The organism is Wukongibacter baidiensis (assembly GCF_050888315.1).
In the GTDB taxonomy this organism is placed as follows: Bacteria; Bacillota; Clostridia; order Peptostreptococcales; family Caminicellaceae; genus Wukongibacter; species Wukongibacter baidiensis.
In genome coordinates this window covers 5,631,755-5,645,114 of the sequence record NZ_CP138202.1, presented here as the reverse complement: position 1 = coordinate 5,645,114, position 13,360 = coordinate 5,631,755, and the positions used below count along the sequence as shown (strand labels likewise).

The 13,360-nt window shown below is 33.4% G+C and carries 9 protein-coding genes, 5 tRNA genes and 1 other annotated feature; of the genes, 1 reads left to right on the top strand and 13 read right to left on the bottom strand.

The window, feature by feature from the left end; all coding sequences use genetic code 11:
- The 3 genes from R9X47_RS25520 to R9X47_RS25510 all read right to left on the bottom strand — a co-directional run bounded on the left by R9X47_RS25520 (position 1) and on the right by R9X47_RS25510 (position 3,918).
- On the bottom strand, positions 1 to 1,041 hold the full coding sequence (locus tag R9X47_RS25520) for an ABC transporter permease subunit (RefSeq protein WP_432663934.1): 1,041 nt from the start codon (positions 1,039 to 1,041) through the stop codon (positions 1 to 3).
- Positions 1,042 to 2,646, bottom strand: a complete 1,605-nt coding sequence (locus R9X47_RS25515; RefSeq protein WP_432663933.1) for a sugar ABC transporter ATP-binding protein — start codon at positions 2,644 to 2,646, stop codon at positions 1,042 to 1,044. It lies immediately after the preceding gene.
- 90 nt (positions 2,647 to 2,736) lie between these two features.
- Positions 2,737 to 3,918 (bottom strand): DUF3798 domain-containing protein, encoded by a 1,182-nt coding sequence (locus R9X47_RS25510; RefSeq protein ID WP_432663932.1) that lies wholly within the window; start codon positions 3,916 to 3,918, stop codon positions 2,737 to 2,739.
- A gap of 618 nt (positions 3,919 to 4,536) precedes the next feature.
- On the opposite strand from R9X47_RS25510, the gene R9X47_RS25505 reads away from it, so the two are divergent.
- Positions 4,537 to 6,093 (top strand): ATP-dependent metallopeptidase FtsH/Yme1/Tma family protein, encoded by a 1,557-nt coding sequence (locus tag R9X47_RS25505; protein ID WP_432663931.1) that lies wholly within the window; start codon positions 4,537 to 4,539, stop codon positions 6,091 to 6,093.
- A 219-nt stretch (positions 6,094 to 6,312) separates the two neighbouring features.
- Here the strand turns inward: R9X47_RS25505 and thrS are convergent, their stop codons facing one another.
- The 10 genes from thrS to hslO all read right to left on the bottom strand — a co-directional run bounded on the left by thrS (position 6,313) and on the right by hslO (position 13,055).
- Entirely contained in the window at positions 6,313 to 8,232 is a 1,920-nt protein-coding gene (gene thrS / locus R9X47_RS25500; protein WP_432663930.1) for a threonine--tRNA ligase, read from the bottom strand.
- Positions 8,233 to 8,302: 70 nt separating this feature from the next.
- Positions 8,303 to 8,515, bottom strand: a binding site (T-box leader).
- 94 nt (positions 8,516 to 8,609) lie between these two features.
- Positions 8,610 to 9,212 carry a DUF445 domain-containing protein gene (locus tag R9X47_RS25495; RefSeq protein ID WP_432663929.1) on the bottom strand — a complete coding sequence of 201 codons (603 nt, stop codon included), beginning with the start codon at positions 9,210 to 9,212 and terminating at the stop codon, positions 8,610 to 8,612.
- 231 nt (positions 9,213 to 9,443) lie between these two features.
- Positions 9,444 to 10,361, bottom strand: coding sequence for a putative sporulation protein YtxC (gene ytxC, locus R9X47_RS25490; protein ID WP_432663928.1), 918 nt, complete (start codon positions 10,359 to 10,361; stop codon positions 9,444 to 9,446).
- 224 nt (positions 10,362 to 10,585) lie between these two features.
- Positions 10,586 to 11,344, bottom strand: coding sequence for a DUF6873 family GME fold protein (locus R9X47_RS25485; protein WP_432663927.1), 759 nt, complete (start codon positions 11,342 to 11,344; stop codon positions 10,586 to 10,588).
- 231 nt (positions 11,345 to 11,575) lie between these two features.
- Positions 11,576 to 11,650: transfer RNA gene (locus R9X47_RS25480), tRNA-Cys, on the bottom strand.
- A gap of 13 nt (positions 11,651 to 11,663) precedes the next feature.
- Positions 11,664 to 11,738: transfer RNA gene (locus R9X47_RS25475), tRNA-Gly, on the bottom strand.
- A 3-nt stretch (positions 11,739 to 11,741) separates the two neighbouring features.
- Positions 11,742 to 11,817, bottom strand: a tRNA-Phe gene (locus R9X47_RS25470).
- A gap of 5 nt (positions 11,818 to 11,822) precedes the next feature.
- Positions 11,823 to 11,899 (bottom strand) — tRNA-Asp (locus R9X47_RS25465).
- A gap of 40 nt (positions 11,900 to 11,939) precedes the next feature.
- Positions 11,940 to 12,015 (bottom strand) — tRNA-Val (locus R9X47_RS25460).
- Positions 12,016 to 12,164: 149 nt separating this feature from the next.
- Complete coding sequence (hslO, locus tag R9X47_RS25455; RefSeq protein ID WP_432663926.1) at positions 12,165 to 13,055, bottom strand: Hsp33 family molecular chaperone HslO; 891 nt, start codon at positions 13,053 to 13,055, stop codon at positions 12,165 to 12,167.
- Positions 13,056 to 13,360: the final 305 nt, after the last annotated feature.

The following is a 13,360-nucleotide window of genomic DNA, read 5'->3' as shown; positions in this document are numbered from 1 at the left end:
TTATTCGCCCCTTCCTACTTGAGTCAATGCATAAATGATTATACCATTTTGTACTATAACTCTAAGTACTTCCGATAGATTTCCTTCCGGTATTAATCCATTTGCCACGGGAAGAGCTACTGTTAGCATACCTTGGAACAAGAAAACTCCTAGAATAACATGAGAAATTTTAGCTTTCCTTGCAGAAGCTCCACCGATTAAAATAGCTGCTACTGCACCAAAGGCCATATACTGAGGAGCCATATATAATTGATAGAATCCAAAACTTTGTGAGTATACAATAATTCCTATAGCTCCAATCACTGTTGATAAAGTTGTTCCGATAATTCTACTGTTATCAACATTCATACCAGAAGCCGCTGCAAATTTAGGATTATCCCCTACAGCCCTCATCGCTATACCCATCTTACTCCTTGTAAATAACCAAACAATAAGACAAGAACCTAAAAAGAATAGTAATAATCCAGTAGGAATTTTAACAGATCCAATGTTAAATTTTGCAAAGTCATTTAAGATTTGTCCAAAGGTATAGTCTAAGGAAACCGTTACCCTCAAACCCTTACCTATAGGCCATACCATCTCAGGATGCTTAAAAGGTAAGGCAACCCACATTATACACATGAATGCAGTTGCAGAAAATCCCATATAGGTCGCTACTAGCATCTCAGATCCCTTTATCTTATTAAGCATTATACCGTAGCCCCATCCAACAGCAATTGCAAAGGGTAGAGAAATAATAATTGAACTCCAAAATCCTGTTCCACCAACAAAGCCTAGTTCCATACTTATTATTCCACCAAATAATCCACAAAGAATTCCTAAAGGCAAAGCAAAATTTGGTCCTATACCAGACTGGATAGCAGGTACCATAGCCAAAACTAATACTCCAAACATACCAAACCTTCTTATAACGTCAGATACCATCGATCCAAAAGGCAATCCCATCAGTACTGCTGTTACACATAATAGTATAAAAAAAGTTGTGATGATCAATCTTGGAAGCCCGAATTTTTTAGTAAATTGTTTTACTGATTCAGCCATTTATATAACCTCCTTGCCATGAATCTTATTATACTCTCCAGCCATCATCAGTCCAAAGTCCGCATCACTATCACTAGGTTTAAGTATCCCTTCAAGCTTGCCTTCTGTTATAATAGCAATTCTATCGGAAATGGACCTTAGCTCTGCTAGCTCACTAGATGTCATTATTATGGTCATTCCAAGCTCTTTATTTAACTTCACCAATAAATCTAAGACTAATTTTTTTGCACCGATATCTATACCCCTCGTTGGTTCTGAAACCAACAAGATATCAGGCTCTAGCGTTAAAGCCCTTGCGATACATACCTTTTGCTGGTTCCCTCCACTTAGCCTTCTTGTAAGCTGCTGTGGTCCTGTACATCTTATATCTAGATCTTCTATCATCTTCAGTGCATGTCTTCTAATCTTGTTACTATCAATCTGATTAAAAATACCATATTTATTTAAAAACTCACCCTTTATTTGTAAAGTAGTAATAGCTATATTATGCTCAATAGAAGAATCCAGAAGTAGTCCTACTCCCCTTCTATCTTCAGAAACAAAGGCAAGTCCTTTTTTCAACGATTCTCTTGTATCATTAAGTTTAAGATTTTCTCCTCTTAAAAGTATTTCACCAGTAGTTTCATATAATCCCATTAGTCCGTTAGCAATCCCAATCTTACCTTGGCCAGCCAAACCACCTATACCAAGTATCTCACCCTTTTTAATATCTATGCTTATTCCTTGAACTTCTTCTCCAGGCATATTAACATTTAAATCTTTTATTGAAAGTATATTTTCTTCATTTTCCTTAGATGCTTCTTCGGCTTTATTAGTAACTTCTACCTTTCTACCAACCATCAGCTCAGCAAGCTCTAATACATTTGTATCTTCTTTGCTTTTAGTAGTAACCCATTCACCATCTCTTAATATAGTAACCTTATCAGCAGCATCCATAACCTCATCTAATCTATGGGTAATGAACAGAATAGCTATACCAGTCTTTGCTAGTTTCTTCATAGCCTTTAGTAGATTATCGGCTTCACTTTCAGTTAGAACTGCTGTAGGTTCATCGAACACTAAAATTTTTACATTGTTTTTGTCTATTTCCCTAGCAATCTCTATAAATTGCATGTATCCAACAGGAAGTCCCGCAACCTTTACCCATTCCTCAATACCAATTCCAAGTGTATCTAGGGCCTTTCTAGCATCCTTATTCATTTGCTTAAAATCTAAGAATTTCAGACTATCCCTGTTAAACAAGCGACTTATAAAGTTGTCCTTAAGTATCTCTCTATTTAGCTTTATATTTTCAGTTAATGTAAATCCAGGTACAAGCATAAACTCTTGATGAACCATTCCAATACCTTTTTCCATTGCTTCCTTTGGTGATTTAAAATTTACTTTTTCCCCACCTATAAAAACTTCACCATCAAAGCCACCTGTAGAATGAATTACAGGCATTCCGAATAATATATTCATTAGAGTTGATTTACCAGCACCATTTTCTCCTAATAACGCGTGGATTTCTCCAGGCTTAACAGATAGATTAACGCCTTTAAGTACCTTATTTCCGAAATAATCCTTTTCAATGTTTTTCATTTGCAATGTGTACTTTTCCTGCATCCACTTTCACCAACCTTATTAGTTTAATCATAATGCAAGGCTGCCTAAAGGCAACCTTGCAAAATATTATTTCTAATTATTAATTATCTCTTAGAAGTTAAGGAAATCTAATAATACTGTAAAGAAGTTATCAAATTCATTTCCATTTTCATTTAATGTGTTTACTTGAACATCAACTTTTGCATACTCACTAAATTTAGCTTTAATAACGTCTACGTCAACTTTACCATTAGTTTCGCCATCCATGTATGCTTTAGCATAGTCAGCACCAGCTTCGATGAACATCATAGCTACAGGTACTGGCCATGTAGAGAATCTACCAGTTCCATCCTTTTCAGCTATTTTAGCTTTGATTTGCTCTACAGTAAAATCAATGTCACCTTTTTTATCTTCAGGTATTTCTATTGATAATGCTGATGGGAATCCGTGGAATGGAGAAGGACAACAAGGTTGTGGATATACAGCGCCACCGTCTAAAGCTGCCTTTATAAGTGGTACTTGCATTGAACAGTTAGTACTGAAGAATGCAGTGTCCTTACCATGCTTTTCAATCATTCTTGGTACATCTTCTAAAATAAATTGTTGAGCACCTGGAACACCAGCATCACCTGTTGGGTCAGGAGCAGTAGCATCGATAAATTCTAAACCTATCTTTTCACAAGTTTCTTTCATGATGTCTCTTCTTGCAGAAAGTAGTGGATAAGACATATGTCTTGGGAATGAGTAGTGAACAAATTTCTTAGCTCCTTGCTTTTTAGCTTGCTCAGGAACATTAATACCCATTGCTAATTCATCCAATTGGAATACAACGTCAGCTTTAGAAGAAATTAGACTTGGATCTTCTCCAGGAACACCTACAACATATAAAATATCGTCTCTAATTTCTCTAGCCTTATCTATTGCTGCACCAGTTCCAGGAACAGCTTGACATATAATTATTGCTTTTACATCTGGGTCTGAAGCCATACTAACTACGTTTGCAATTGTAGTCTCTTGCTCATCCATAAATTTAGGTGGATAAGTCATTGTTATAACATGCTCTTCACCATACTTTTCTACTACATTTTGAGCTGCTCTATACTCTTCTTCGTTTTGTACAACAGTACCAGTCATTATACCTATCTTCCAGTTGTCATCAGCAGCTGGTTCTTCTGCTTTAGCTGACTCTTCAGACTTAGCTGGTTCTTCAGTTGTAGCTGGCTTTTGACCACAAGCAGCTAATCCAATTACTAGTGTTAAAGCTAATAACACTGCTAAAAATCTTTTAAACATTAAAAATCCCCCTCTTACTTTCATTTCAAAATTTATATTACTTTTAAAAGTGTTAAACGCTTTCCCTCCCTTCTTATCAATATATATTTATTAAAAAGTATTTAATAAATAACTATGTAGACATGCTTGTTTTAATTACTCAAAAGAGTAAATGAATTATTATTCAGTTTTATGTATAAAAAATATTGTTTTTTTATGAAATTGTTAACAATTTATTAATTTCTACATTTTTTTGATTTTTCCTTCTTTTTTTGAATTGCGTTTACTATAAAAATTTTTTTATATATTAAAATTTTGTTTATATTCTGTTATTTAACTATTTCTAGCATTAGCAGAAATCACTTCAATTTCTACTCTTAGATTTATAAACAGTATAGTTTTGTAAGGAATTTATATCTACAAATTTTTAATAAGATTATTTAAGTTTTAATTCATTTTTTAATTTGACTTTGGGTACACTAATGTCGAATAAAAGTTTTTAAATATTGAGGAAATTGCATAATTCTAACTTGCTCCGACTGAACGCATAATAGAAATTAGGTAATTTGCTCTATTGCTTCTATTTGATACCTTAATTGCTCCATAAAACAGTATAAGTAAAGGTAGGTGGTTTTAAACTTGAAGAAAAAAACTCTTTTGTATATCTTGTTAGGAATACTTCTTCTAAACATGATTACAATAACAACTTCCAATGCAAATGCTCAGTCTTCAAATTACCTTGGTAATTCAACAATTTTTCTAATGCTGTTACTAAGTATTTGTTTAATAATATATTTTGTGAAACACGATAATTCTCCACAGTTTGCACCTGCTAATTTAAAAAATGATAAAAATGATAAAAAGAGTGAAAAATCAAATGAAGCGATTATAGGTTTTAAGGATGTAGCAGGGTTGGACGAAGTAAAAGAAGAACTCGGAGAAATAATTGATTTTCTCAAAAATCCAGAAAAATATAAAGCCATGGGCGCAAAAATTCCTAAGGGCATACTTTTACATGGACCTCCTGGAACTGGAAAAACCCTATTAGCTAGAGCCATTGCTGGGGAAACCAACGCCAAATTTATTCCAGCCAGTGGTTCTGAATTTGTAGAAAAATACGTTGGAGTTGGAGCTAAACGAGTGCGAGCTCTTTTCGAAAAAGCTAGAAAAGAGTGTCCTTCAGTTATCTTTATCGATGAAGTTGATGCTATTGGAGCTAAGCGTACTTTGGAAAGCAACAACGAAAAGGATCAGACCCTTAATCAACTTTTAATTGAAATGGATGGTTTCAATAATGACCAAACAGTTATAGTTATTGGTGCAACAAACAGAATCGACATGTTAGATGAAGCTTTAAGCAGACCAGGAAGATTTGATAGAAACATCTTCATCGGCAATCCTGACATAAAATCAAGAGAAGAGATTTTTAAGGTTCATATTAAAAACAAGCCCATTAGTCCTAAAATCGATGTAAAGGAACTTGCTAAAAGGACTCATGGAATGTCAGGAGCACATATCTCTAACATTGCAAATGAGGCTGCAATATATGCCGTAAGAGATAATAAAAAAATTATTGATTTTAATGATTTTAGTAGGGCCATCGAAAAGGTTGTCGGAGGATTAGAAAGAAAAAACTTTTCTATTATAGAAAAGGAAAAAAGAAGAGTGTCCTTCCACGAAGCTGGCCATGCTCTAATGGGAAGAATATTAAGTACCGATTTAATTTCGAAGATATCAATTATCCCTAGAAGCCAAGCTCTAGGATATGTTATGTATATTCCAGATGAAGAAAGATTTCTCATAACAAAGGAAGAGCTATATAGTAAAATTAAAGTTATGCTTGGAGGTAGGGCAGCCGAAGAAATTATCTTCGGTAGTGTTTCAACTGGAGCTAAGGATGATTTAAAAAAGGCAAATCACATAGCCTTTCAAATGGTTTGCGAGTATGGTATGAGCAATTTAGAAAATAGATTCTATGAACCAATTCATGTTCGCAACTGTTACGATGTAATCGATAAAGAAATAAATCAAATAATAGATGCCTGTTATAAGGATTCTTTAGTAAGAATGAAGTCAAATAAAGATTTATTAAACAAAATAGCCGATGTTCTATATGATAAAGAGACCTTAACTGGTGAAGAGTTAAATACTATAATCAAAAAATTTGATAGTTCAAAAAACCTCTCTATAATATAAAAAGGTCTCCTATTTAAAGGTTCCAAAGGTTGACTTTTTTGAAATACATAATGGAAATTATATTTGTAAGCAATTTTAATAAATTTATAATTTCCTATGTATTATAAAAAGCCGTTTAGAATAACTAAACGGCTTTTTATTTTCTATCTATAGACTATTTATCGAGAAAAAGTAAAACTATGATATAGGAATTTAAGTAAATACTTTAATTTATAACCCCTATATTGTTAACTCTCTATTTTTTATTTCGCTTACTACCTGCTCTATGAAGTCATCTAGTTTTTGGCTTCCAAGCTCTCCTTTGTCCCTTGAACGTACAGATATTTCTTTATTCTCTAATTCCTTATCTCCAACAATAAGCATATAAGGAACTTTTTGAAGCTGAGCTTCACGGATCTTATATCCAATTTTCTCATTTCTGCTATCAACTTCTACTTTTATATCTTTATCCTTCATTTCCTTAGCAAGACCCTCTGCATATTCTACATGTCTATCAGTTATTGGAAGTATTCTAACTTGCTGTGGTGCCAACCAAGTAGGGAATTTACCAGCAAAATGCTCAATCAATATACCAATAAATCTTTCTATACTTCCAAAGGCAACTCTGTGTATTACAATAGGTCTATGCTTTTCTCCATCGGTACCTATATATGTCAGATCAAATCTTTGAGGTAGTTGGAAGTCGAGTTGGATTGTTCCACACTGCCAAGTTCTACCAATGCAATCTTCTAACTGGAAGTCTATCTTAGGTCCATAGAAAGCACCATCACCTTCATTTAGCTTATATGGCAGATTTAATTCCTCTAGTGCTTCCTTAAGTGCATTTTCAGCCATTTCCCATTCTTCATCACTACCCATTGAATCTTCAGGTCTTGTTGATAATTCAACATGATATTTAAATCCAAACTTAGTATATACTTCATCTATTAAGTTAGCAACGCCTTTTATTTCATCCTTAATTTGCTCAGGAAGCATAAAGATGTGGGCATCATCTTGAGTAAATGCTCTAACTCTCATAAGTCCATGAAGAGCTCCAGATAATTCATGTCTATGAACTCTACCAACTTCACCAAATCTCATTGGGAAGTCTTTATATGAGCGCATATCAGTTTTGTAAACTAACATTCCTCCTGGACAGTTCATAGGCTTAATAGCAAAATCCTCTTCATCTATCTTTAAAGTATACATATTTTCTTTATAGTGATCCCAATGTCCTGAAGTTTCCCATAATCTTCTGTTTAATATAATTGGAGTTTCTACTTCAACATATCCAGCTTTTCTGTGAACATCTCTCCAGTAATTCATTAGAGTATTTTTTAATTCCATCCCCTTTGGTAGGAAGAACGGGAATCCTGGGCCTTCTTCTAGGATAGTGAATAGTTTTAGTTCTTTTCCAAGTTTTCTGTGATCTCTTTTCTTAGCTTCCTCTAATCTATGAAGATACTCTTCCAATAATTTCTTCTTTGGAAAAGATGTTCCATAGATTCTTTGAAGCATTTTTTTATTTTCATCGCCTCTCCAGTAAGCTCCTGCTATACTTAAAAGTTTTAGTGCCTTTACCTGCTTTGTTGATGAAATATGAGGTCCAGCACATAAGTCTACAAAATCTCCCTGCTCATAAAACGAGATAACAGCATCTTCTGGTAAGTCTCTTATAAGCTCGACCTTATAAGGTTCTTCTTTCTCTTCCATATACTTTATAGCTTCATCTCTCGGAAGTTCAAATCTCTTAGGTTTTAAGTCATCTTTAACAATTTTGTTCATTTCTTTTTCAATTTTTTCTAGATCTTCTGGGGTAAATTTATGCTCAGAATCAAAGTCGTAATAGTATCCGTTTTCAATAGCCGGTCCTATTGCTAGCTTTGTTCCTGGAAATAATTTTTGAACTGCTTGAGCTAATATGTGAGAGCTTGTATGTCTAAATACTTCCTTACCGTCTTCATCTTCAAACCTAATGATGTTAACTTCACAGTCTTCACCTACTCTGTAAGTCAAATCTACTACTTCCCCATTTACTTCACCGGCAACAGCTTCCTTTGCAAGTCTGCCGCTAATCGACTTAGCTATCTCTAGTATAGTACTATCCTTATCTACTTCTCTAATAGAACCATCTTTTAATGTAATTTTTACTTGTTCCATACTATAAACCTCCCTATAACCTAATTTTTCATAAGAATTCAAAAACAAAAAAACCCTCATCTCTACTTTACGTAGGGACGAGAGGTTAACCCGCGGTTCCACCCTAATTGGAAATATCCACTCAATCGGCATTAACGTTGCCATCCGGTAATTTTTTCACTGTACGCTACTAAATTACTACTCGAGGGTAGTTTTCCTATAGCCATATCAGAAATGCTCCCAGCCGTGGCATTTCCTCTCTGAAGACTGAACCTATAGTACTCTTCCCTGTCATTATACAATCTGTATAGGTTTTAATATTATTATATTTTAAAAAAATCATTTGTCAATAAGTTTTTGCATTTTATCTATATTCTATACATCTATTCACATTAAATTTAAAATAACTGGATTACTACACCTTGGACAAATCCAATAACAAAACCTATAAAGCCACCTAAAAGTTCAATATGTTTAAGTTCTTTTTTGGCAATATTTAAAATGATTTCTTCAAGTTTTTCAAGCTCAAACATATTAATCTTCTCTTCAATAATTTCAGCTATACTAACCTGACTAGTTGCCTTATGAATAAGTTTTTCACTCAACTCATTTATTGCATTTTCCCCTTCACTTTCAATTATTTCGTCTACATAGACCATAATCATTCCCTTAATAGTTCCAGGAATAAGGGACGGCATTTTTTCTTCAGCAATTTTTCTAACTTTTTCCTTTATTTCAGAAATCATTTCAGCTTTATTTTCTTCTTCTATAAGCTTGTCTATTATTTCCTCAATAGAAACAAGTTCCGTTTCAACAGTGTGCCCAATACTTTGGGCTATCTCTTTTTTCCTTTTAGGTATCAAACCCTGTATATGTAAATCTACAAAAGGGATCTTAACCGGGTTTAGAGGCCTAAAAATTAATTTAATTGCAAATACATTTGTCATCCATCCTATAAAAGCTCCTATTATAGATAGAAGCGCCACTTTTGTCCAGAACATTTCTTCACCTCTTATGTTATAACTTCTAGGAACAAAGTAAAGTATAACATATCCCTAAAATGCTTTCAATAGCTTTAATTTGTCAGCATAATAATAGGCTGCCCCAAATCTGAAAACTGAGATTGCTGTAGGAGAATAACCGGAAGACATACTAAAGTAGTTCACCTTCTCCATTTTAGCAACAGCAAGTAAATTCAGATACTGGGTCAGCCTTAACCGCTTCTCATGTTTCTACTCTTCTTTTATTATTTTATTCATATTACATAAACGACAATTGTTACATGTATAAACTTTTCCATCAAAAATATTTTTTATAGTTTCAATAATCTCAGTGTTCTTAACATTGCTTACAAAATGAAATACTATTTTTTTTGGTGCTATAGTTATTAGAGTACTAACAAGCATATCATCATTGTTTAGGTTGCTATCTACTAGATCAGCTATCAATCCCCTTATGTACTCGTCATTAATCAAGTTGTTTCCCTCATCAAAAAAGTGATATGTTCCTGTTTTATCTACTACAATATTAATTAATTCAATTTTTGATTCCTGAATATCCACAAAATATTTCAATAGTTTTATGAATTCCTTATATTCTTTTTCCATTACATATTCTTCAATTACTCTATCAATTATTTCATATAGATCCTCAAGGTAGTTCCTTAGTCTGAAATTAACAAAACCTTCAATATTTATGTTATTATTTTCATCCAGAAAATCTAATAACCTATAAAGAATTTTTGCTTTTCTATTTACCTTGTAGGGCACATCGATACTTCTATCATAAATTTCATTGTCAAAGCATTTATTTAATTCTTCAATTATCAACCTTTTTTCATTTGCCTTTAGAAAATAATAATTAGCATATAAAATTTTTTCTACTATTTTTATCTCTAAGATATCTACTATATAATTAGATATACCTATGGCTACGTGATGATTAAATTCATCAAAGCATTCATCATATTGCTTCTTATTTTCCCTAATAAAATCCTCATCTATATAAAATTTGATAGTATTAAACTTTCCATCTTCTACTACGCTGCTTTTTATCTTGAGGTCTTCGTTTCCATAATTTTTTAGGATCCTATCTACTAATTTATTCGTATTGTCTACATTTTCATATAAAGTAATTGAAAGTAAATCCATTGTTATAAAGCCCTCCTTTCAATTGTAGTATATGGGAGTATAAAAGAGCATATACAAACATTGTTCTGTTAGTTTTTGTTTTTCCTGTCATTTATATATAACTAATATTTACTAAGGTTTTTATATTGTTCTTATTACTAGTCTATTAATTTATACACATTAGAAACTTACAAAAACTCAAATATTTGGATATATATAAATTGAAGTTTCGACTGGAATCTCTATCAAAGTTTTTCAGTTATTGGTATTATCGAACCTATATCTATAAGCTTTTTTTCTCCAACACAATCATAGGTCACCGAATATTTTTCAAGAAATTTTTTTATTTTTTCAAAATCGGGATGTTTTTTAGTATTTCCACAAAAGAGTAGTTTATTACTTGAAATTAATCCAGAAGCTCCACCTATAAATCCATAGTTCAGCCCCGGCAACTCAATATATCCGCTTTCGATAAGCAGTACATCTATATCATACTTCCCTATTTTTTTTGCTATTCCTTTATCGGAAGTTATTATAGCTCTTTCATTTACTACACAAATAGAGCATTTTGAATATCCTTGCTTTACATTTATAGATTCAACTTTCTTCTGTTCAAGTTTTTCTATTATTTTTTTATCGGTGTATTTGAAGTTGTGTATGGCAAATCTCCCTATCCTCCCTACATTATATGCAATATTATCTGGATAGGAACTTTTTAGTGTAGTATCACCCTTAATTATTTTCAAATTCAACATCTTAAATTTTTCCTTAGCCTGAAAATATATATTAGGAGCAACGACGATTTCATCTCCTCCAATATGATGCATTAGCATATCAGGATGTGCCGAAACCGCTTCATACAAGTCCTTGCAATAAGGAGCCTCAATAATATTTATACCTTTAGCTCGTATTTTATTCTGAATACATTTTGCAACTCTCTTGTCTACTACAACAGTTTTTACTTTTCCCTTAGGCAAAAAAGGTGTTTCAATAAAACTATCCATTGCATCAGTTCACCTACTTTTTAGTCACGTGTTTACTATTATAAAGGGGTCCTAACGAAGCTTAATTGATACCTATCAAAATATCCAATGTTTTTCGGAATTTTGGATGTATATAAGTTAATACTTACACTGGAATCTCTATATTATTACACTAACCGTTCATTCAATTCCTTTTATAGTTTCTATCATAACATAAAAAAAAGACATCCCTTTGGATGACTTTGTTGTCAATGGAGGCGGCACCCAGATTTGAACTGGGGAATAAAGGTTTTGCAGACCTCTGCCTTACCACTTGGCTATGCCGCCTTATTTAATTAATTGGAGCGGTAGAAGGGATTTGAACCCTCGACCCTCGCCTTGGCAAGGCGATGCTCTACCACTGAGCCACTACCGCACATGGTGCCCAGAGGCGGAATCGAACCACCGACACGGGGATTTTCAGTCCCCTGCTCTACCGACTGAGCTATCTGGGCATATTTGGCGATCCAGAAGGGACTCGAACCCTCGACCTCTAGCGTGACAGGCTAGCGTTCTAGCCAACTGAACTACTGGACCGTATTTTAAATATACTTTACTTGTCTAGCATCAAATAATTTGGTGGGCGCAACAGGACTTGAACCTGTGACCCCCTGCTTGTAAGGCAGGTGCTCTCCCAGCTGAGCTATGCGCCCTTATTATTGAGCTGACAAATATTATAATACAACATTTTAAACTTATTGTCAAGTGATTCTTTGATTTCCTTATAAGTGTATCAATGTCCAACATAAACTTTAATAACTCAGATTATTCAACGTTACATTGAACAATCTGAGTTATATACCTACTTATGGCCTAAAGCTTCATTTAATAATCCAGTAAGGTCTTCTTCGTTGAATAAATATTTTTTATTGCAAAAGTGGCACTTTATTTCTGCTTTGCCATCTTCCTCTATTAAAGATCTGAGTTCTTTTTCACCTATACTAAGTAAAGCCTTTTCAATCTTGTCCACTGAACAATCGCAAACAAAATCTATCTCAGTTTTTTCAATTATATCAACATCAAAGTCCTTTAGTATAGCTCTTAATATTTCTTCTCCTGTCATCCCTTCATCTACCATAGAAGATGTAGACGGAATATCCTTGATTGCCTCTTCAAGTTTAATTAGGGTTTCTTCATCTACATCGGGTAATGGCTGAATAATAAACCCACCTGAAGCCTTTACGCAGCCGTCTACGTCCAGTAGTACTCCTAGTGATACAACAGATGGTTGCTGTTCTGAATACATATAATATGCAGCCAGATCTTCTCCTATTTCACCAGTTATTAAGTTTGACTGTCCTACATATGGTTCCTTAAGACCTAGATCTTTTGCAATTATCATCTTACCATTTTTCCCTACAGCACCGCCTACATCTAGTTTCCCCTTTTCATTTAAGGTTACATCTATATGAGGGTGGGAAATATAACCCTTTACAGATCCTTTAGAATCAGCAACTGCCACAATAGACTTTATTTTATTAGAACCTCTAATTTGTAAGGTCACCTTGTCCTTTTCACCCTTGAGCATATATCCCATAATAGATGCAGCAGTTATTGTTCTACCTAAAGCTGCAGTAGCAACAGGGGTTGTGTCATGTATTTCTCTAGCCTTTTCAACCATATCCGTTGTTACCGCAGCAAATAATCTTATGCTCTTATTAGCAGCAAGTCCTCGTACTATATAATTTTTCAAAGTAATCCCTCCAACTATAAAGAGTTCCAAATAAACCTTAACTTATATATATCAAAATATCCGATGTTTCCGGGAATTTTTGATGTGTATAAATTAAAGTTTTGACTGGAATCTCTATATCTTTGCTATGTTAAAAGCTGATAAAAATCAGCTCTTTCACTTTATATTTTTCCCTCTAGTAATACAAAATATTTTATTAACCCTGGTTAATCCAGGGTAACATTTTGATTTCTCAAATATCATTAAAATATTTACTCTTATTATACAATCCGCTAATTAAATTTTAATGAATAAAGGTTGCTTTC